15 protein-coding genes are annotated in these 20,387 nt (G+C 64.0%); 8 read left to right on the top strand and 7 right to left on the bottom strand.

Annotation, left to right across the window (positions count from 1 at the left end):
• Nucleotides 1-85 precede the first annotated feature (85 nt).
• Nucleotides 86-1,489: a hypothetical protein gene (locus tag AAFG13_RS34055; RefSeq protein WP_342709493.1), complete on the bottom strand. Its 1,404-nt coding sequence runs from the start codon at nucleotides 1,487-1,489 to the stop codon at nucleotides 86-88.
• Nucleotides 1,490-2,144: 655 nt separating this feature from the next.
• Between AAFG13_RS34055 and clpB the strand changes: the two genes are divergently transcribed.
• From clpB to AAFG13_RS34030, 5 genes are all read left to right on the top strand, one after another.
• Nucleotides 2,145-4,757 (top strand): ATP-dependent chaperone ClpB, encoded by a 2,613-nt coding sequence (gene clpB / locus AAFG13_RS34050; protein ID WP_342709492.1) that lies wholly within the window; start codon nucleotides 2,145-2,147, stop codon nucleotides 4,755-4,757.
• Between the two features lie 102 nt (nucleotides 4,758-4,859).
• A complete protein-coding gene (locus tag AAFG13_RS34045) occupies nucleotides 4,860-5,129 on the top strand; it encodes a DUF2171 domain-containing protein (RefSeq protein ID WP_050628119.1) in 270 nt (89 codons plus the stop codon).
• Between the two features lie 117 nt (nucleotides 5,130-5,246).
• Nucleotides 5,247-6,308: a Dyp-type peroxidase gene (locus AAFG13_RS34040; RefSeq protein WP_342709491.1), complete on the top strand. Its 1,062-nt coding sequence runs from the start codon at nucleotides 5,247-5,249 to the stop codon at nucleotides 6,306-6,308.
• A complete protein-coding gene (locus AAFG13_RS34035) occupies nucleotides 6,301-7,116 on the top strand; it encodes a family 1 encapsulin nanocompartment shell protein (RefSeq protein WP_342709490.1) in 816 nt (271 codons plus the stop codon). Before AAFG13_RS34040 ends, AAFG13_RS34035 begins: the two co-directional genes overlap by 8 nt.
• A gap of 85 nt (nucleotides 7,117-7,201) precedes the next feature.
• Complete coding sequence (locus AAFG13_RS34030; protein ID WP_097672779.1) at nucleotides 7,202-7,393, top strand: hypothetical protein; 192 nt, start codon at nucleotides 7,202-7,204, stop codon at nucleotides 7,391-7,393.
• 9 nt (nucleotides 7,394-7,402) lie between these two features.
• On the opposite strand, the gene AAFG13_RS34025 is transcribed toward AAFG13_RS34030, so the two are convergent.
• From AAFG13_RS34025 to AAFG13_RS34010, 4 genes are all read right to left on the bottom strand, one after another.
• On the bottom strand, nucleotides 7,403-8,692 hold the full coding sequence (locus AAFG13_RS34025) for an MFS transporter (RefSeq protein ID WP_342709489.1): 1,290 nt from the start codon (nucleotides 8,690-8,692) through the stop codon (nucleotides 7,403-7,405).
• A 118-nt stretch (nucleotides 8,693-8,810) separates the two neighbouring features.
• A complete protein-coding gene (locus AAFG13_RS34020; protein WP_342709488.1) occupies nucleotides 8,811-9,836 on the bottom strand; it encodes a cellulase family glycosylhydrolase in 1,026 nt (341 codons plus the stop codon).
• Nucleotides 9,833-11,122, bottom strand: a complete 1,290-nt coding sequence (locus AAFG13_RS34015) for an O-antigen ligase family protein (RefSeq protein WP_342709487.1) — start codon at nucleotides 11,120-11,122, stop codon at nucleotides 9,833-9,835. Before AAFG13_RS34015 ends, AAFG13_RS34020 begins: the two co-directional genes overlap by 4 nt.
• 74 nt (nucleotides 11,123-11,196) lie before the next feature.
• Nucleotides 11,197-12,009, bottom strand: a complete 813-nt coding sequence (locus tag AAFG13_RS34010; protein ID WP_212314277.1) for a WecB/TagA/CpsF family glycosyltransferase — start codon at nucleotides 12,007-12,009, stop codon at nucleotides 11,197-11,199.
• A 495-nt stretch (nucleotides 12,010-12,504) separates the two neighbouring features.
• On the opposite strand from AAFG13_RS34010, the gene AAFG13_RS34005 reads away from it, so the two are divergent.
• Nucleotides 12,505-13,635 (top strand): GNAT family N-acetyltransferase, encoded by a 1,131-nt coding sequence (locus AAFG13_RS34005; RefSeq protein WP_342709486.1) that lies wholly within the window; start codon nucleotides 12,505-12,507, stop codon nucleotides 13,633-13,635.
• Between the two features lie 28 nt (nucleotides 13,636-13,663).
• On the opposite strand, the gene AAFG13_RS34000 is transcribed toward AAFG13_RS34005, so the two are convergent.
• Nucleotides 13,664-14,884: an FAD-dependent monooxygenase gene (locus AAFG13_RS34000; protein ID WP_212313028.1), complete on the bottom strand. Its 1,221-nt coding sequence runs from the start codon at nucleotides 14,882-14,884 to the stop codon at nucleotides 13,664-13,666.
• Nucleotides 14,885-15,369: 485 nt separating this feature from the next.
• Here AAFG13_RS34000 and AAFG13_RS33995 point away from each other — a divergent pair, with 485 nt between their 5' ends.
• Nucleotides 15,370-16,716, top strand: coding sequence for a polysaccharide biosynthesis C-terminal domain-containing protein (locus AAFG13_RS33995; RefSeq protein WP_342709485.1), 1,347 nt, complete (start codon nucleotides 15,370-15,372; stop codon nucleotides 16,714-16,716).
• 85 nt (nucleotides 16,717-16,801) lie between these two features.
• On the opposite strand, the gene AAFG13_RS33990 is transcribed toward AAFG13_RS33995, so the two are convergent.
• Nucleotides 16,802-18,907, bottom strand: a complete 2,106-nt coding sequence (locus AAFG13_RS33990; RefSeq protein ID WP_342709484.1) for a GumC family protein — start codon at nucleotides 18,905-18,907, stop codon at nucleotides 16,802-16,804.
• Between the two features lie 277 nt (nucleotides 18,908-19,184).
• On the opposite strand from AAFG13_RS33990, the gene AAFG13_RS33985 reads away from it, so the two are divergent.
• The gene (locus AAFG13_RS33985; protein WP_342709483.1) at nucleotides 19,185-20,375 is read left to right on the top strand and encodes a glycosyltransferase family 4 protein; all 1,191 of its coding nucleotides are present in this window, start codon (nucleotides 19,185-19,187) and stop codon (nucleotides 20,373-20,375) included.
• The last annotated feature ends 12 nt before the right edge of the window (nucleotides 20,376-20,387 follow it).

The raw sequence follows: 20,387 nt of genomic DNA, 5'->3' as shown, positions 1-20,387 counted from the left end.
ACCGACCTCCAGTGATGATCGCCTGCGCGCGGGCAGAAGAGAGTGCGCGCTCCGCCGGAACGAGCCGGCGGAGCGCGATCTTACCTCAGCGTTGCTCCTGGCGCTTCTCCTCTGCGGGGTGACCTGCGGCCGGCGCAGCATGCGGCGGCGCCTGAACGTGCGGCGCGGCCTGAACGTGCGGCTCCGGCCGTGCCGCCGGCTGCGGATGCGCCTCAGGGCGTGCCATGGTCTCCGGCCGCGCTTCCGGCCTTGCCGCAGGCTCCGGTCGTGCTTCAGGCCTTGCTACCTGCTCCGGCCGCGCGACCGGCTTCGCGGCAGGCTCGGGCCGCGGCTCCTCCTTGCGCACCTCTTCAGGCCGCCTCTCCGGTGCGGCAGGACGCGCCGCTTCCGTTGCAGGCCGCGGCTCAACCTTCGGCTCGGCGGCAGGCGCTGCGCGCTTTTCCTCGACCGCAGGCCTGCTCACCTCGGCGGGCGGATGCGCCGCAATCCCCTTCTCGGGGACCGGAAGCGCATGGGATTCGGCAGGCGCCGGTGCAGCGGGATGCGGCTCAACCTTCGTCTCGGGAGTTGCGCGCTTCTCCTCGGCCGCAGGCTTGGTCTCCTGAGCGGACGGATGCGCCGCCGGAAGCTCCTTGCCCGGCACGGGGAGCGCATGGGAGTCAGCCGGTGCGGTTGCGGCGCCTGGCCGCGCCGGCTCCCCGGCTGCCGGCCGTGCAGCGTTGGCAGGCACCACCTCACCGGCCGGCCGCGCGCGGACCACGCCCGGTCCCTTCAACTCGCCGGGCCGCGCCGTTGCGGCGACCGCGGGAACGCCGTTGTTGGTCCGCTTGAACAGGCTCGGATCCTGGCTTGCGGTCTCGACCTGCTTGCGTTGCAACGGCGTCGCCGCGAAATGCTGTTCCTTGGCGACCGCACGTTCGGCCGGAGTCGGCCGCACCTCGATGCCGCCGCGGCCGCCATTGTAGCTGACGTTGTTGATGGTGGTCTGGTTGATCGTGACGTTCTTCTCGTAGACGTTGGTGATACGCGCGCCCTGCAGATTGTTCACGGAGCGATTGTAGAAGAAGTTGCCGTGATCCCAGCGGCCGCCTTCATAGCCTGAACCGCCGTAGCCGAAGCCGTAATTGATGCCGCCGTAGAAGCCGACGCGATCGCCCCAGTAGCCCTGATGGAAAATGAAGCCGCCGCCGAATGCGCCCCAATAACCGGGAGTCCACAGCAAGCCGACCCGCGGCGGCTGCACCCAGGTGCCCGGCACCCAGTAATAATCGCCGCGATCCTCGTCCCACGACCAATTGCCCGGCGACCACATGTAACCGGGCCCCGGCACCGGCGGCTGATCGTAGGTCGGCAACGGCGGCGGCGCGGTCTCGACGGCAGCGACCGGCGCGCATGCCGCATCCTGCGCGATTGCCGGCACGGCGGTCGCAGTGAACAGCGCCGTGGCAATCGCAGCGCACGACGCGGTCGAAAGAAGACGAGTGATCATTGGGGGAGCCTCTTCGATGAGCACGTTCAACGTGAGAACCGGAACAAAAGTTCCGTGCATCGGCAACGCACCGACACACTTTCATCGCTAGCGCCTTGACCTTACATCAACCTGAAACAGCGCCAAACGCATCACGCAGCCATTCATCGACGGTTCAGAGTGTGCAGTGACTCATCATCGCGCGATTCAGTGGAACAGCGCGACGCACGTCTGCATCATCGCGTGCATTCCGCGAGGTGCGAGATCACAGTTACTGAAATCGCGAACATGACTTCGGCTCTCGCATGATTGCAACCATCCGGGCTCGTCGGGCCGCTCATTCCGCAAGCATCACGATCAGCCGAGCCGCCGTCGGCGTGATGCCGGACCCCGGTTTGTCGGCGCGTCCGTAGCAGTGCCTCCGGATGAGTGCCAGAAGCCAACACTGGCAGTCGCAACACCTCAAAAGCGGTATGCCGGCGGCCGCGCTCCGCGATTGACACTCCCCTGAAACGACCACACGATGCGAGCAGCGGTGGCGTCAGGCCCGCGGTTCTCCGCCAGGCACGATTGGACGCCTGTCGCATGATGGATGTCATCGTTCCGCCATCTGTCGCCGGCGGCAATGCGTGGCATATTGGATCTCGACGAGCCTGTGCTGCCTTGAGGTGCCACGATGAACATAGAAAAATATACCGATCGCGTCCGCGGCTTCATTCAGTCGGCACAATCGCTCGCGACGCGCGAAGGACACCAGCAGTTCTCGACGCTCCACGTCCTGAAGGTGCTGCTCGACGACAGTGAAGGCCTCGCAGCAGGCCTGATCGACCGCGCCGGCGGCAACTCGCGCGCGATCCTCAAGGCGACCGAAGACGCGCTGGCGAAGGTGCCGAAGGTGAGCGGCGCCGGCTCCGGACAGATTTACCTCGCGCCCGAGACCGCGCGCGCCTTCGCCGCGGCGGAACAGACCGCCGACAAGGCCGGCGACAGCTTTGTCTCGGTGGAACGCCTGCTGCAGGCGCTGGCAGCCGACAAGGACAGCGAGGCCGGCAAGCTGCTCGCCAAGGGCGGCGTCAGTCCGCAGAACCTGAATGCAGCGATCAATGCGCTGCGCAAGGGCCGCACCGCCGACAGCGCGACCGCCGAAAACGCCTACGACGCGCTGAAGAAGTATGCCCGCGATCTCACCCAGGCCGCGCGAGACGGCAAGCTCGATCCGGTGATCGGCCGCGACGAGGAGATCCGGCGCACGATTCAAGTTCTGTCACGCCGCACCAAGAACAATCCCGTCCTGATCGGCGAGCCCGGCGTCGGCAAGACCGCGATCGTCGAAGGTCTGGCGCTGCGCATCGTCAATGGCGACGTACCGGAGAGCCTGCAGGACAAGGCGCTGCTCGCGCTCGACCTCGGCGCGCTGATTGCCGGTGCAAAGTATCGCGGCGAGTTCGAGGAACGGCTCAAGGCGGTGCTGCAGGAGGTGACGTCCGCCGAGGGCGGGATCATCCTGTTTATCGACGAGATGCATACGCTGATCGGCGCCGGCAAGGGCGACGGCGCGATGGACGCATCGAACCTGTTGAAACCCGCGCTCGCTCGCGGCGAGTTGCACTGCATCGGCGCCACCACGCTCGACGAATACCGCAAGCATGTCGAGAAGGATGCGGCGCTGGCCCGGCGATTCCAGCCGGTGTTCGTCTCCGAACCGACGGTCGAGGACACCATCTCGATCCTGCGCGGCCTCAAGGACAAATACGAGCAGCATCACGGCGTGCGCATCGCGGATTCGGCGCTGGTGGCTGCCGCCACACTGTCGAACCGCTACATCACCGACCGCTTCTTGCCCGACAAGGCCATCGACCTGATGGACGAGGCCGCGGCGCGACTGAAGATGCAGGTCGATTCCAAGCCTGAGGAACTCGACTCGCTCGACCGCGAGATCATCCGCCTCAAGATCGAGCAGGAGGCACTGAAGAAGGAGACCGATCTCGGCTCCAAGAGCCGTCTGCAAACCCTCGAGAAGGATCTCGTGGATCTCGAGAAGAAGTCGGCGGACATGACGTCGAAATGGCGGTCGGAGAAGAGCAAGCTCTCCGACGCGCAGAAGATGAAGGGTGAGCTCGAGCAGTTGCGCACCGAGCTTGCCAACGCGCAGCGCAAGGGCGAATTCCAGAAGGCGGGCGAGCTGGCCTATGGCCGCATTCCGGAGCTCGAGAAGAAGCTCGCTGCCGTCGAGGCCAGCGAGACCTCGTCCGCCAGCGAGACCGTGACCGCCGACAATATCGCGCAGGTGGTGTCGCGCTGGACCGGCGTGCCGGTCGACAAGATGCTCGAAGGCGAGAAGGACAAGCTGCTGCGCATGGAGGAGATGATCGGCAAGCGCGTCGTCGGCCAGGCCGAGGCCGTGCGTGCGGTGTCGACCGCGGTGCGCCGCGCCCGCGCCGGCTTGCAGGACCCGAACCGGCCGATCGGCTCGTTCATGTTCTTAGGTCCGACCGGCGTCGGCAAGACCGAACTCGCAAAAGCGCTCGCCGAATATCTGTTCGACGACGAGACCGCGATGGTCCGTCTCGACATGTCCGAGTTCATGGAGAAGCACTCGGTCTCGCGGCTGATCGGCGCACCTCCCGGCTATGTAGGCTACGACGAGGGCGGCGCGCTGACCGAAGCCGTGCGGCGCCGGCCCTACCAGGTCGTGCTGTTCGACGAGATCGAAAAAGCGCACCCCGATGTCTTCAACGTGCTGCTGCAGGTGCTCGACGACGGCCGTCTCACCGACGGCCAGGGCCGCACCGTCGATTTCCGCAACACGCTGATCATCATGACCTCGAATATCGGCGCGGAATATCTCGTCAACCAACCGGAGGGCCAGAGCACGAGCGCGGTGCGCGAGCAGGTGATGAACATGGTGCGGGCGCATTTCCGGCCCGAGTTCCTCAACCGCATCGACGAGATCATCCTGTTCCACCGGCTGCAGAAGAGCGACATGGGCCGCATCGTCGAGATTCAATTCTCGCGCCTGCGCAAGCTGCTCGAGGATCGCAAGATCGAGCTGGAGCTCGACCCGAAGGCGCGCGACTGGCTGGCGGAGAAGGGCTGGGATCCAGCCTATGGCGCCCGTCCGCTGAAACGAGTGATCCAGCGCAGCGTGCAGGATCCGCTCGCCGAGATGATCCTCGCCGGCGACGTCCGCGACGGCTCGCGGGTGAAGCTCTCCGCCACCAAGGCCGGCCTCACCTTCAACGGCAAGAAGCCCGAGAACGCTGCCGCAGACGAATTCGAACCGGTGTGAGAGAAGCCCGGATTGCCAACGGCGCGCCGTCATCGCCGCGTCGTCCGGGCGCATCATATGCAAGCTGAATATACAAGCCGACCTGCAACCAGGGAGAGCGCCATGACGCAGCAGAACATCAAGGACAACATGGAGGTCATCGGCGCCGATGGCGTGCATGTCGGCACCGTCGATCACGTGGAAGGCAACCGCATCAAGCTCAAGAAGAGCGAGAGCGACGGCTTCCACAAAGGCCATCACCACTATATCGAGCTCGGCTTCGTCGCCGGTGTCGAAGGCTCCAAGGTCCGGCTCTCCGCCAACGCCGCCATTGCCGTGACCCTTGAGGAGGAGAAGTCCGGCAAGCCGGTTGGTCCGTCCGCGGAAGCCTAGCGATCCGGGCTCTTGTAAAGGCTCCGATGGCATGCTCCTCTGCCCTGTCTGGACGTCGATCCGGCGTCCAGTCGAGACCTTTTTCGCGTGAAAGTGCCGTTAGTTAAGGAGAGATGCGTGCCATCAGCCGTTCCGCAACCGGTCGCTGCGAAGCTGACGCGCGCGGCCATCTTCCTTGCGGTCACGATCAAGCCCAATCCGGAATTTGATACCGTGGTGCGGTCGCTGTGTGCCGATCTGGCTGCGCTGGTGCGCGCGGTCGGCTTCCGCGATCTCGAGGGCCGGCTGTCCTGCGTCATGGGCATCGGCTCGGAGGCATGGGACCGGCTGTTCGGTGCGCCGAAGCCGCAAGGTCTGCATCCGTTCCGCGAGATCAACGGCGTTCACCACGCCGTCGCAACGCCGGGCGACCTGCTGTTTCACATCCGCGCCGTGCCGATGGACCTGTGCTTCGAGCTCGCGACACAGATCATGTCACGGCTCGGCGATGCGGTTGCCACCTCGGACGAGGTGCACGGATTCAAATATTTCGATGAGCGCGACCTGCTCGGCTTCGTCGACGGCACGGAAAATCCGGAGGACCAGGCGGCGACCGAGGCCACGATCATCGGCGACGAGGATTTAGCCTTCGCCGGCGGCAGCTATGTAATCGTGCAGAAATACCTGCACGATCTGAAGAAGTGGAACGAGCTGCCGGTCGAGATGCAGGAAAAGATCATCGGCCGGACCAAACTGTCCGACATCGAGCTCGACGATGCGGTGAAGCCGAGCTACGCGCACAATGCCCTCACGACGATCGTCGAGAATGGCGAGGAGCTCGATATCGTCCGCGACAACATGCCGTTCGGCAACATCAGCAAGGGCGAGTTCGGCACCTATTTCATCGGCTATGCCAAGTCCCCGCACCGGATCGAGCAGATGCTGGAGAACATGTTCGTCGGCAAGCCGCCGGGCAATTACGACCGCCTGCTCGACTTCAGCCGCGCCGTGACCGGCATGCTGTTCTTCATTCCGTCGGCGACCTTCCTGGAGGAAGTCACCAGCGAGCCACCTGCGGCCGCGCCGGCTGAGCCGTCGCTGGATGACGCCGGGGCTGACGAGACCCCTGCACAAAAAATACCGCCGTCCGACGGATCGCTCGGGATCGGCTCACTCAAAGGAGAGGCTGGACATGAATAATCTTCATCGGGGACTGGCCCCCATCTCGGACGCGGCATGGGCCCAGATCGAAGAGGAAGCCTCGCGGACGTTGAAGCGCCATCTGGCGGCGCGCCGTGTCGTCGACGTCGATGGTCCGAAGGGCACGGATTTCTCCGCGGTCGGCACCGGCCATCTCAAGAAAATTGCGACACCCGGTGACGGGGTCGAGGCGACGCAGCGCGACGTCCGCGCGCTGGTCGAGCTGCGTGTGCCGTTCGAGCTCTCGCGCCAGGCGATCGACGACGTCGAACGCGGCTCCAATGATTCCGACTGGGATCCGCTCAAGGAAGCCGCGCGAAAGATCGCCTTCGCCGAAGATCGCGCGGTGTTCGATGGCTACACGGCTGCCGGCATTCAGGGCATCCGTCAGGGCACCAGCAACCCGGTGCTGAAGCTGCCGTCGAGCATCAAGAACTATCCCGCCGTGGTCGCGCAAGCGGTCAGCCAGTTGCGGCTCGCCGGCGTCAACGGTCCCTATACGCTCCTGCTCGGCACCGAGCCCTACACCGCGATCGGCGGTGCGACCGACGACGGCTACCCGGTCCTGCAACACATCCAGCGCCTGATCGACGGCAAGATCATCTGGGCGCCTGCGATCGAGGGCGGCGTCCTGCTCACCACCCGCGGCGGCGATTTCCAGCTCTCGATCGGCCAGGACCTTTCGATCGGTTATCTCAGCCACTCGGCGACCTCGGTCCAGCTGTATTTCCAGGAGACCATCACCTTCCTGATGCTGACCAGCGAAGCGTCGGTGGTGCTTGCGCCGGAGGCGAAGAAACCTGCCTAGACCCGCCGGCGTAGACTCTTCCAGGAAGCCTCCGGCCAATCTGTGCCGGAGCTTCCGTTGAACTTCAACGGAGAGGAGGCGCGCAATGGACTACGATCTCTACATCAACCCGAAGAAGGCGTCGGTCGGACTCTACGTCCGCAAGGGCGCCGGCCTTCCCGATCTCGGCGACGCCAAGGACTGGGTGTTCGACGGCACCTCGGCGCAGGCCAATCTGCCGCCGCAGCTCGTGAAGGAGATCGAGGCCAACGGCCACGCCTTTCGCGACATGGACTGAGCCCAGCGGTTACTTCTCGCCGACCTTCACCGGGGCGGTCTCGGGCATCAAGCTCATGGCCACGATGCCGACCGCTGCCGCGAGCAGCAGATACCAGGACGGCGCCAGCGGATCTCCTGTCGCATGAAGCAGCCATGTGACCACGAGTTGCGCGGTGCCGCCGAAGGTCGCGATCGCGACCGCGTAGATCGTGGCGAACACGCCGCCGCGGATGTTCTGCGGCAGCGCTTCGGTGAAGGCGGCATAGAATGCCGTGAACGGCAGCGATCCGATGAATGACAGGATGCCGAAGCCGAACAGCAACGACCACGCGCCGGGGTCCCGGACGATCCACAGGAAGGCCGGATAGGTCAGCACCAGCACGACCAGCTGCGGCCAGATCATGACAGGCTTGCGTCCGAGCCGGTCGGCAAGCCAGCCGCCCAGCACCGCGCCGATGATCTGAAGTCCGTTGCTCACCAGCGAGACGGTGAACGCCAGCGACGGCGACACATGCAGCGTATTCTTGGCATAGGTCGTCATGTATTGCGTCACGTAGGTCGAGATCGTGCCGCTGGCCAGGATCATCACGGCCAGCACGATCACCCGAAGATGCCGGCGCGCCAGCATGACATGGTTCGAGCGCTCGACGCTTGCGGCATCGCGCTCGCCGTGAGGGACCGTTTCCGGCAGCGTGCGGCGCATCCATATGCCGAACGGCAGGCACACCGCCCCGAGCAGGAACGCGACGCGCCATCCATACGCCTGCAGCATGTCTGGCGCCATCGTGCTGCTCAGGATGACACCGACCAGGGCGCCGACGGTCGCTGCGACCTCCTGGCTGGCGGGCTGCCATGCCACCACCAGGCCGCGATTCCTGGGTGCCGCGATCTCGATGAGATAGGCCGTGGTCGGTCCGACTTCGCCGCCGAGCGCGAAGCCCTGCACCATCCGCGCCAGGATCACGATGATCGGAGCCACGACGCCGATCGCGGCATAGGACGGCGTCAACGCGATGGTCAGGATCGCGCCACCCATCAGCGCAAAGCTCAGCAGCATCGCCGGCCGCCGGCCGACCCGGTCGGAGAAGATGCCGAGCACGATGCCGCCGATCGGCCGCGTCAGGAAGCCGGCGCCGAAGGTCGCAAGCGACAGCATCAGGCTGCCGTATTCGCTATGCGCGGGAAAGAAGGTGCGCCCGATCTCGGTTGCAAAGAAGCTGTAGGTGATGAAGTCGTAGAACTCCAGCATGTTGCCGATGGTCGCGGCAAAGGCTGCACGCTTGACATCGAACTGTTCCCTGCTCGCAATGTCCGGCAACGCTCTCGATTCCTTAGGCTTGGCTGTCCGGAGCGAGTATCATTCCTCGGGCCATGCAAGGCAAGGCATGGCGTTCCGCGCGATCCTGAATCAGAGGCCGCGCAAGGGCCGCATGGGTTCATCGAGCCGGAGGAATGATCGCGCGGAGGATGTCCCTGTTCCAGCGTTGCCGGGCGCCGTCGAATGCCGCGAAATCGTGATCGAATTGCCAATAGGCCCACGCCCAGCCGAAGCTTTCAGCGCGCCTCGCCACGAACGACAGGTACTTCGCCCGGCTCTCCGCCGGCGCGTGCTCGTAGACGCCGAACTCGCCGAGATAGATCGGGCGCTGCTCCCTCTCCGACCAGGACCTGACCTTGTCGAAATCCGCGGCGGCCTTGGCTTCGTCTTCCGCCGAGCCCCAGCTCAGCGGGCCGATCTTCGAGAAAGTCGCCGACCACGGCGCGCCTTGATGGGTGAATTGCAGCGGCAAATAATAGTGGAACGTGACGACGAGATTCCTGTCGCCGGCCGGCAGCGTCAGCTGCTCGACCGGCAGCTGCTCGGTGTTCAGGATGGCGACAACCACATTGCGCTTCGGATTCGTGCCCCTGACGATGGCCAGGCATTCGCCGAGCAGCGCGTTCCACTCGGCCGACGTCATGTTCCCGCCGGGCTCATTCAGGATCTCGAACACCAGCGCCGGGTATTTGCCCGCGTAGCGCGACGCAATCTGGCGCCAGAACGCCTTGAGCTTTGCGGTGCATTCCGACACGTCGCGTTGGCAGAGATCGGTGTCGTGCTCATCGAGGATCGGGATCAGCTTGCTCGCCAGCACCTGCTCGATCACGGCATCGAGGCGCCGCAAGACGGCGTCATCCAGAATGTTGCCGGCATCCATGTGCTTGAAGCCGAAGAAGTTGATCCGGACGTGTGAAAAGCCTGCCTTGCGGATGGCGGTGAGGTTTTCCAGGCGAAAGGGCGCGTTCGGGTAACCGTCCCAGATGCCGTCATAGCCAAGAATATTGATGCCGCGCCCCAACGCCGCGGCGTCCGGAGACGCCCCCTGCCCGGCCGCACGCGCGGGCGAGATCAGCACGGCAGAAAGCGCCGCCGCCAGCAGCACGCCTAAGGCTCTTTGCGGAACAAAACGAAACGCGGTCATGACGGCTCCAGCTCGCGCAGCTGCAGGCGCTGCGACGGCAACGAGCGGCAAGCGGCGAGGAAAAAGGCGATCAACAGCACCGATGTGAACATCGTCGAGCGCAGGAAGACCGTTTCGGTAAAATTGGTCTGGCAGTTGAGGAAGACGAACCCGACGATCAGCGCGCAATGCAGCCGGTCGATCGCCCGCTCCGCGATCAGGCAGAGCATCTTGTAGGAAAACAGAAAGACGCTCGCCATGAACAGGAAATAGCCCAGGAATCCGGTTTCGACGAGAATGGCGATGTAGCCGTTGTGGTAATTGTCGAGCACCCAGCCGTGGTTCTGGTTGAAATAGTCGTAGATCTCCGGTCTGGTCCAGAACCCGTTGATGCCAAATCCGAACAGCGGCGCATCATCGAAATGGCTGATGGCGTAATGCCAGATGAAGGTTCTCTCGGTAAAATTGATCATCGTGTCGAACACGTGGATCGAGTCGTATCCGGTCGCATAGAAGTACAGCATCAGCAACACGGCAGCGACGCACATGGCACATGGCAGCACCGCGTAGACCCGCATGCACTTGACCGACCACAAGGAGGTCAGCAACAGCGCACAAGCGACCAGCGACAAGGCGCCGGCGCCGCGCGACTCCGAAAAGACGACGCAGGTCGAAGCGAGCGCGAACGTGATGAGGAACGGCAGCCATCCCTGTCCGGTTGTCTTTCGATAACAGGCAAAGAACATGAGATAGGCGCCAGCGAAGCCCAGGGTCTGCTTCGACTCGAAGACACCCTGCCATTGCCCATTGTGCATCCAGGTCTGGTCCACGCCGATGTCCGGGAGTGCGACCGCACAAAACGCCGAGCCCGCGATCAGGACGAAGAGGCCGCGGGTGGTCGATTTCACGATGTCGTCGATGTCGACGCGGCTGACCATGCAGAACGCGCCCAGCGTCGTGACCGCGAGCGCCGCGGCCTTCATCAGGGCCGCCGCGTCCAAATTGCTCCAGAGCACCGAAATCGTGGCGAACGCGTAGAATGCGACGATCACCAGCGTGTCGAGATTGAACGCCAGCCGCAGGCAGGGACGGATGAACAGGCTCGCATAGATCAGCAGGCCCCACATCAGCAGGGCGACGGCCTGCTGAACCAGCGTCACCTCGGTCGGAAGCAGCGCGGGGTGGAACGTCCCCATCGACATGATCACGTTGACCGTGATCGACCAATTGACGACGGTTCGCGCGAAATTTTCCGCATCAACGCCCGGCGCCCGCCAGACCGAGCTATCGACTGCTCGACCGTCCATATCAGTTGTACTCCGCTCATTGATGAGCTCGCCGCTCCGGTGGATCGGAGCGGCACATTGCACTCGGTACGGACTCAGTCCCTGGTCGCCGAGGACCGGGTCCGGTTGAACAGCAGATAGAGAGCGTGCGGATTGGTCGTCAGATAGCGCCAGAACAGCCGGCGCGGCTCGAGCCAAAGACGCCAGGCCCATTCGAGCCCGACGATCTGCATCCATCTCGGCGCGCGCGGCCGCGATCCGGACAGGAAGTTGAACAATCCGCCCGACGTCTTGATGACGCCGACATTACCAAGCTGCGACATGAATTCGTCGACGAAGGCCTGCTCGTAGGGCACGCCAAGCGCGACCCAGAGAAAGTCCGGCGCCAGGGCGTTGATCTCATCCACCTTGGCCCGAAGCGCGTCGCCGCGCAGATAGCCGTGCGAATGGCCGACGATCTTGAGAGCCGGATAGGCCCGGCGCACATTGGCGATGGCCGCCTTGTTTTCGACCTCGTTGGCGCCAAACAGGTAGAAGGTCAGCCCGAGTTCTTCGGCCTTGCGCGCGACGTCGTGGAACAAATCCGTGGTCGCAACGCGCTCGGGAAGCGGGTTCGGCGAGCGCAGCTTCGAGACCATGACCAGCGGCTGCCCGTCGGCATTGATCAGGTCGGCGGCACGGAACAGCCGATCGGTCATCGGCTCGGTGGAGCAGCGCGACAGCACCTCGCCATTGGCTGACGTCAGATACAGCGGCCGATTGATACGCCGGTTCGGATACACCGCCTCGACCATGAAATCCGCGGTCTGCTCGCGATCGAGCACGGCGAGCCGTAGCCCGCCGATCGTAGCGCGAGCAACGCTGGCGGTCGCAGCCCTGCCGACAGGATTGGTGCGCCGCTCCGGCACGCCGTTCGGCATCGTTGATTCGGCTGGCCCATCCGCGAAGGAAACCGGCTGCCCGGCGCTCGAAGTGTTGCAAATCCGGACAGCTGGAGCAGCCATATCCGAATCGAGACGCCGCGGCCGCTCGCGATCGGCCTGCAGGGGCGAGATTGCGTCGGAAACGCGGGCTTTTTGGCTGTTAGTCAACATTTCAGCAGGGGCTCCAGTGCTTACGTGCACCTAACTGCAATATCCGGTCCAGACGGATGCGATATCACGCGGCAGCGTGACGTGAGACGGACCGTAAGGGATGGTTAACGATGCCGGCGCTGGGCGGAGCGACAGCATCACACAAGATTCCGCAAGGCCGGCGACGTTTGAGCAGCAACACTGCGCAAAGGTCGAGGGACTACATTAATACAAATCGTAATCTACCGGTGCCCGAGATCATCAGCCTTTGCTATAAGGAGATCACGGCGGCTCGACCGGCGCTTTGAAAACCCGTTTGTTTGGTTTCACATGAATAAGAATGATGACGCGTTCGGTGTTTGCATCGACGACGCATTCGACTTCCTGTCTGAAGAATACGCGACATTGTTCGAAGGCTCGGACGCGACCGCCTTCCAGCATCCGCTGTGGCTCGACAGCCTCTATCGCAAGCTCGCTCCCGCCGCGGCAGCGAAGCCGCTGGTCGTCGTCGTCCGTCATCGCGCGAACGGCGCGCTTGCGGCCGTGCTCCCGCTGCTCCGCGTGCGGCGCGGCCCGATGCGCACGATCGAGTTCGCGGACCTTCGCGTGTCCGACTATTTGTCGCCGGTCTGCGCCGCCACGACATTCGCCGACGTGCTGCAGGACCGGCAGGCCTGCGAGCAGCTTCGCAAACTGGTCCGGCCATTCGATCTGCTGCGCATACCCAAGCTGCTCGATGCCAGGATGCCGATCGAGAATCTGCTCGGGGCGCCTCACCGCAGCCTGATGGATACCAATGCCTATGCGACGGTCCTGTCCGCGCCGTTCGAGCAATGGGAGCTCAACGCGCTGGGAAAATCCTATCAAAAGGAACTGGCAAAGAAATGGCGCCAGATCCACAAGAAGGGCACGCTCACCTTCGCATGCTGCAACGACAGCGCTTCCATCGGCGAAGCCATGGACGTGATGAGGAAGTTTCGCGGCCCGCGTTTCCAGGCACACGGCGACGGTGACCTGCTGCAGCGTCCGGAATATTTCGATTTCTACTCGAGCGTGGCGCTTCGCGGCATGGGCTCGTTTACCCGGCTCTACGCCATGAAGATGGATGACGAGGTCATCGCCACCGCCCTTGGGCTGGCTCACCGCGGCAGCCTGCTCGTCGTCATGACGGCTTTCGACATCGAGGGATACAAGAGCCAGTCGATCGGCGCGCTGACGTTCGAGAGTGTTGCCAAGGACTGCATCGAGCGCGGCGACCGGGTGCTGGATTTCACCATCGGTGACGAACCCTACAAGATGCAGTTCGGAGGCCAGCCCACGCCGATGTCGAGCATGACGCAGGCCGGCAGCGCGGCCGGATCGCTTGCACTGTTTGCGCTGAAGCAGGCGCCCTGGATCAAGCAGGCCGCCAAGCGGGTGACCGACCTCAGGCCGGTCCGCACCTCGACCGGCACGCGGTAATGCCGCCTGGGAAAAGCCTTACTGCCGCTTAGCGGAGCGCGCTACGAACGCGCATGACCCATCCCGGATGAATCCGGTCCACCTGATGCGTGATCATGCGACGCAGGAAGTGCAGCTTCCGCTGCATGGTCCAGCGCACATCGGTGTTGGAGGTCAAAGCCTGGCGGAAGCGCGCCAGTTGCAGCGAATGCAGGTCGGCGGCGAGCTTGTCGCGATCGGAATAGAACTGCGCAATCTTCTCCGTACCCATGCCGTCGGTCTCGAGCCAGCGCGGCACATATTCGGTGCAAAGACGCTCGACGTCCACCAGCAGGCGGCTCACGCCGGTTCCGGCCGCAGGACAGTTGGTCTGGTAGGCATCGCCGATCAGCACGACGCCCGGCTGCAGATGGCCCTCGGTCACGGACAGGTCCATGACCCAATTGTGCACCTGGCCGACGATCTGGAAATCGCCAAGGTAGCGCTCCAATCCCGGCATCAGGCGAAGCAGCGTCCGTCGGGTGTCGCGGCGCAGCTCACGCATGATCGGATCGGTCGGATCGCGGAACATGAACAGGTTCGCGCGCATGCCGCCCGACATCGGAAACAGGCTGAGATAGTCGACGCCGTCAGCCGCCTGCTTGCCGTAGCAGGTCAGCGCGTCGAAGCCGAATGGCGCGTTATCCGGCCGCGCGATCGTGAAGCCGAACGTCACCGAGTGGCGCGCGGCGATCATCTGCCGGCGCATTCCGAGATTGTAGCCAAGCGCGCCCGCCATGCCGGTCGCCAGAACGACCAGGCGCGAGACGACGCGTTTTCCGGAGGCCAGCGTCAGTTGCTGACGATCCTCGCTGCAGCTGACATTGATCACCTGGTCGAGCAGGAAGCTGGATGTATCAGGCGTCAGCCCGCGGGCCATGTCAACGAGGTTGGCATAGGAAACCCCGTAGGACCGGCCGACGCCGATATCGACCAGTCTGCCGTCCCTGATGTTGAGCACCCGGTCATAGGACGAGGCGACGGCCTCGACGTCGTCGATGAACCCCAGGCGGCGGAAGATATCGATCTGCCGCCCGGCGATCTTTTCGACGCGGAATTCATCCGGCGGGATCGAGCGCTTGTCGATCAGGACGACCCGATAGCCAGCCCGGGAGAGGACGGCCCTCGCGAGCGAGCCCGCCAAACCGGCGCCGACAATGGCTACATCCGCGTCGATCGTTTCAGCCTCGCAGGTTGCGATTGGCTGGGCCATGCTTTCCTCGGCAATCATCTTTGTCCGCTCCGACGGCTAATTGGTCACGGAACTGCAATTTCCTTGCCTGCACTGCCGCTGCGCAGGACGGGCACGACGAGTTCCAGTATTGAGGTTAACGACACCGCCCCCACCGCGATCAGCCCGTTCCCGGCACATGGCTTGCAGCCACAGCGGTCATGAAACCGACGTTTTGGGCGCTCCACGGCAGGCTGGCGGGGCAACTGCCAGGCCATGGAGCTTCGACGGATGCCGTTGACGCGCTAACGCGGCTTCAACCAGCGCGGCCCACGCTGTCGAACCGGGCGCCAGGCAAAAAATCCGATCTGCGCCGTTTGGACACAGCGAGGACGGCAGCGTTCCAGAATGGAGCAGCGCGACATATTGGCCGTAGCGCCTCAAGCCCCGCTGGAAGGAACGGAATTTTAGCAAGAGAACATTAACACTCCAGACCTCACCGGTTGCTAAGGTCAGTAGTCCGACAGGATATTGAGACGTCTCTTGTGATTGCCTCTGTTCTCCAAATGCTACGGCGCGATGTGACGCGCGGCGTTGCCGGGACCATCCTCCTCAAGGTTGGCAGCGGCGGGCTCGCGTTCGCCCTGTTCTCGCTGGCGGCGCGGACGATGACGCCTGACGCGTTCGGAGACTTCGCAACCTTGCTCTCCATCGCCCAGATCGCGGCGGTCGTGGGCCTGGTCGGTCAGGAGCTGCTGCTGGTTCGCTTTCTCAATGAGTACGAGGTGCGCGGCCAGGCCGAGTTGACCAAGGGCGTGCTGCTGTCGAGCCTGAAGTACTCGGCGATCGGAATGCTGATCTCGATCGCCGCGATCGCCGCGGTGGCAGGCATTCGCGGCGAATGGTGGCTCTTGATCCTCTCGGTCTCGGCGTTCACCGCCGTCAATGCCGGGTTGATGCTCGGCAGCCAGATCGCACGATCACTGGTCAGCATCCTGATGGGCGAAGGTAATCGCGAATTCTTCTGGCGGGTCGCTGTGGTCCTGGTCCTGATCGCGGCGCTGTTCGGCCACCGCCAGCTTACCCCGGCCGAACTGTTCACCGCGATGACGGTCGCGATGGCGTTGGGGCTGATCGTGCAGATCGTGTCGATCGTGCGCGTGCTGCCGAACCTGCGCACGGTCACGGCGCTCTTCGAGACATCGCGCTGGAACCGCAGCGCGTTCCGCTTCTGGCTCGCCTCGATTCTCGAAGCAGCGAACCAATATTTCGACGTCATCCTGGTCTACTGGATGCTGGATCCAGCCACTGCGGGCGTCTATTTCGCCGCCTCGCGTCTGGCGAACATCTTCGCGATGCTTTCCGCTGCGCTCTACACGTTCGGCGCGCGCCGGTTGCCGTCGCTGTATTTCAGCAAGAATCACCGCGAGCTCGAACATACGCTGAAGCTGATGGCCGAGGTGACCGCGCTCTGCGTGCTCAGCGGGCTCGTCATTGTCTGGGTCGGCGCTCCCTACCTTCTCGGTCTGTTCGGACCGCATTTCGCCGCGCAGCAGTGGGTGTTGATCGTGCTCGCGATCGGAACGGCCTTCCAGGCGGCAGGCGGGCCGTCCGCCGCGGTCCTGCAGCTGACGGGGCATGAGCGCGATTATGTTCCTGTTGTCGCCGCCAACGTGGCGTTGCGGCTGATCGGATTTGTCGTGCTGATCCCCTGGCTCGGCGTGCTCGGGGCGGCGATCTCGGCGACGGTTTCTCTGGTGCTCGCCACCATCGCGCTCAATGTGCTGTGCCGCCGGCGGACCGGCGTCGACCCGTCAATTCTGGTGCTGTCGCATCTGTCGTCGTCGAAGGCTGGCGCTTACGCAGTCCGCGTTGCGGATACCAAGGACTAGAGCGTCTTCAACCGAAAGCCTGTCCCGCACTTGATGCGGGATGGACGCCGCTTCGCGTGAAGAAAACCCGTCAAACAAGAGACCTTCAGCTTGCCAATCCCAGGGCTTCGCGCTGAGGGTTGCTGACCGCGGCATTGGCCGCCACGCGATTGACGACGAGCGCAATCGGGACCGAACCGAAGCCGGACAGATCGGTCCGCGCCTTGCCGATCGCAGCCGGGTCGGCGGCGCCCTCGCGAACCACCAGGATCACCAGGTCAGCCTGGGCGGCCAGCGCGACCGCGGCCGGCTGCATGGCAAGCGACGATGCGTCGACGATGATCAGGCCGAAATCGGCGCGAATGTCGTCCTGGGGATAGGGCGGCGCCTTGCTGCTGGCGCCCAGCAGTTCGACGACCGACGGCAGATCGGCCTTGATGATCCCTGAGCCTTGCGGCGGCGCGGCTTCGGCGCGCCTGGTTTCCATCTCGATCAGGACGCTGAGCATCCCGTTCTTGACGGCGGACCGGTTGAGCGACCGTGCGACGGTGCTGCCGCCCGCACCGGTCTCGACCGACAGCAGCAGCGCCACCTTGCCGTGCTCACCCGGAAGCTGCTCGATGTTCTCGATCAGCAATTGAAGATGCGGACTGAGATCGGGCTCGGCCGCCGTCGAAATCGGAGTCTGCCAGACGCTCCTGACGGCATCTGACGACACCATGTTGGGAATGCGGGCCAGCACCGGCAAGCCCGGCGGGAGCGCAGATTGCGGCGCGGCCGGGGCCGGTGCCGGCGCCTCGGCGCGGCGAATCGGCGCAATGCTTTTGATCGGGAGCTGCTTCAGATCGAGACCAGGCACGGCGACGATCGCCGTCGACGTCAGCAGCGAGACGATCGCGAGCGCGACGAGCAACAGCGGCAGCGGCGGAAGCGTCGAACGCACCGGCGGCGTCGCGGGCGATGCCACCTTGGTCTGCGAGTTCTGAAGACCGCGCTGCTCGTCGGTCGTCCTGTAGCGCGACAGGAACTGCTCGTAGATATTCTTGTTGGCATCGGCATCGCGCTGCAATTCCTGCAGCTTGACGAGCGCTTGACCATCGACAAGAATCTGCTGCTCGGCCGCCTTCAGCTGGTCTTCGAGCGCCTTCTGCTGATCGCGCTGCGCCTCGTATTCCGACTTCGCGGTTTCGATGTTCTTCTTGCGCTCGATCTCGATCTGCCGGTTGAGATCGCTCAACTGGCTGAGCGCCATCACGAGGTCGGGATGACGATCGCCGAGCACGCCGCGCTTCTGCGCAATCTGGTCGTTGAGCGCGGAGCGCTGGGCCCGCAGCGCGCTCAGCAGGTCCTGCTTGACCGGGCCGTCGACATTGGCCTTCAGGTCGCGTTGCAGCTGCTCATAGCGCGACTTGGCCTCCTCGGCACGGGCGCGCGCCGCGGCGACCTGTTGCGTCAGGTCGGTAACGCGCAATTGCTGCGTGGTGGATTCCTTGCCGGCGTTGACGATCCGGTGCTCGAGCTTGAACTTGGCAACGGCATCTTCCGATGACCGCAGCCGGTCGTTCAAGGTCTTGAGCCGGCTCTTCAGCCAATCGGCGGCCTCGTCGGTTGCCACACTGCGCGTCCCGCGCTGGCTGGCGACGAACGCCTCGGCCACCGCATTGGCGTAGTACGCAGCGCGCTGCGGATTATTGGACGTGAACTTAATGGCGATAACATAGGTTAACCCGCGCCTCGAGATATCGAGCCGGTTGCGAAACCGGTCGAGCAGGCGCGTGGCGTCGGTCCTGCCGCCGGCGATGTCGCTGTCCTCTGCGACCTTGAGCTGATCGATCAGCGGCCCGAGAAATCCATCGGATTTGGCGATTTCGACGTAGCTTTGCAGAGCTGCGGCATCTTGACCGATGCCGGGCAAGACGTCCTGGTCGGCGGTCACGCGCTGCTCGCGCGGATCGAGCACGACGAGCGCCGTCGCGGCGTAGCGCGCCGGAATCAACATCAACAGGATCACCCCGACCGCGAAGATGACCGCGGCGAGCATCAGGATGCGTTGACCCTTCTCGCGAAAAAAGGCCACCACACCCGGAATGCTAAGCACGCCCTTGGTGGTTTCCGCGGAGGATTGGCCAGCCGGTACGCCGGCAGTTTCCCACGACGCTGCGGGTTCCGTGACTTCGGAACGTCTCGGGCCTATCCGGCTACCGAACTTCATGGGTTCTGACTCGAATTCAACTGACAGTACTGCGCCAACGTAAATATCCATGGTTAATCGCCGGTTACCCCCTCTTCGCGTTGCCGTAACCAATTAGTTAACGAGCCGGCTGTACCCTATCTGTGAGATAATAGCTCTCGATTGCCGACACATGTCTGATTGCTAAATGAGCAGTAACCTCAACACGCGCTACTCGATGCACGAGCGCGCCTCGCGTGATAGCTACGCGCGCAAAAATGAAGGGGACCAATCCACCCCTTCGACGGGTGAGGACTCCGTGCTCCAGCACACGCCAAGCACAGAATTGCGCGAGGCATCGACCGCATCACGCGATCAACCGAACGAGAGCAAGCGAAAGCTGCGTGTTGTCCTGGTGCAGACCCAGGCCGAGAACGCCGGCGCGCAGGAGATCTCGCGGCTGCTCGGCGCCGGCCTCACCGCGCGCGGCTACGACGTCGCCAACCTGTTCTTCTTCCGCAAATCGGATTCCTTCGACGAGCCGCCCAATACGTTCTATTGCGCGCAGACCCGTCCGGGAAATCCGGTGGCGCTGCTGCGCATGCTGTGGGCGCTCGCCGGCCATCTCAGGACCGTCAGACCCGATGTCGTGCTGACCTTCCAGCACTTCGGCAATGTGATCGGCGGAGGCGTGTCGCGCCTCGTCAGCCGCGCCCCCGTGATCGCCAACCAGGTATCCTCGGCGCTGTCGATGAGCATGCCGGTGCGTGCTGCCGACATCATCATGGGCTCTACCGGTTTCTTCCACTGCATCACGCTGAACTCGCGGGACATGGAGCGCGAATATGCGCGCTATCCGGCTCCGTACCGATCGCGCATGAAGCACGTCCCGCACGGCTTCGACGACAAGTCGCACAGCCTGCCGAAGGACGTTGCGCGGCAACAGTTCAAGCTGCCGCCGGACCGCACCCTGCTCGGCTGCGCGGCACGGCTGCACCCGCACAAGCGGCTCGATGCGGCAATCCGCCTGCTGGCTGCCGATCCATCCTGGCACCTTGCGCTCGCCGGCCAGGGCGCGGATGAAGGGCGGCTGAGAGCCTTGGCGGACGAGCTTGATGTCTCGGACCGGCTGCACATCATCGGCGAGATTGCGCCGCGCCAGATGGCCGATTTTCTGGCCTGCCTCGACGTCTTCGTATTCCCCACGCAGGCCGAAACCTTCGGCCTTGCCGCGGTCGAAGCCGCGAGCGCCGGCATTCCCTGCGTCGTCAACGATCTCCCCGTGCTGCGCGAGGTGCTGTCCTACCAGGGACAGCCTGCCGCGGTGTTCGTTGACGCTTCGAACGAGGCCGAATTCGCAGCGGCCGTGTCGAAGGTCCTGACAGATCGTGTGTTGAGCGCTCAGCTGCGGCAAAGCGCCGTGGGCCTGAAGTCGCGTTATTCGTTGGATGCCATGATAGAGGAATACGTCCGCATTCTCGGCGACGCTGTGGGGGCGGACGCGCACTAGGAAGTTGGGCTG

Origin of the sequence: Bradyrhizobium sp. B124, assembly GCF_038967635.1 — a bacterium.
Classification (GTDB): domain Bacteria; phylum Pseudomonadota; class Alphaproteobacteria; order Rhizobiales; family Xanthobacteraceae; genus Bradyrhizobium.
This window is presented reverse-complemented; position numbering and strand designations above follow the sequence as displayed.

Coding starts and splice junctions, on each gene's coding strand:
- AAFG13_RS34055 (WP_342709493.1), bottom strand. CDS start 1,489: ATGATCACTCGTCTTCTTTCGACCGCGTCGTGCGCTGCGATTGCCACG.
- clpB (WP_342709492.1), top strand. CDS start 2,145: ATGAACATAGAAAAATATACCGATCGCGTCCGCGGCTTCATTCAGTCG.
- AAFG13_RS34045 (WP_050628119.1), top strand. CDS start 4,860: ATGACGCAGCAGAACATCAAGGACAACATGGAGGTCATCGGCGCCGAT.
- AAFG13_RS34035 (WP_342709490.1), top strand. CDS start 6,301: ATGAATAATCTTCATCGGGGACTGGCCCCCATCTCGGACGCGGCATGG.
- AAFG13_RS34030 (WP_097672779.1), top strand. CDS start 7,202: ATGGACTACGATCTCTACATCAACCCGAAGAAGGCGTCGGTCGGACTC.
- AAFG13_RS34020 (WP_342709488.1), bottom strand. CDS start 9,836: ATGACCGCGTTTCGTTTTGTTCCGCAAAGAGCCTTAGGCGTGCTGCTG.
- AAFG13_RS34015 (WP_342709487.1), bottom strand. CDS start 11,122: ATGGACGGTCGAGCAGTCGATAGCTCGGTCTGGCGGGCGCCGGGCGTT.
- AAFG13_RS34005 (WP_342709486.1), top strand. CDS start 12,505: ATGAATAAGAATGATGACGCGTTCGGTGTTTGCATCGACGACGCATTC.
- AAFG13_RS34000 (WP_212313028.1), bottom strand. CDS start 14,884: ATGATTGCCGAGGAAAGCATGGCCCAGCCAATCGCAACCTGCGAGGCT.
- AAFG13_RS33990 (WP_342709484.1), bottom strand. CDS start 18,907: ATGAAGTTCGGTAGCCGGATAGGCCCGAGACGTTCCGAAGTCACGGAA.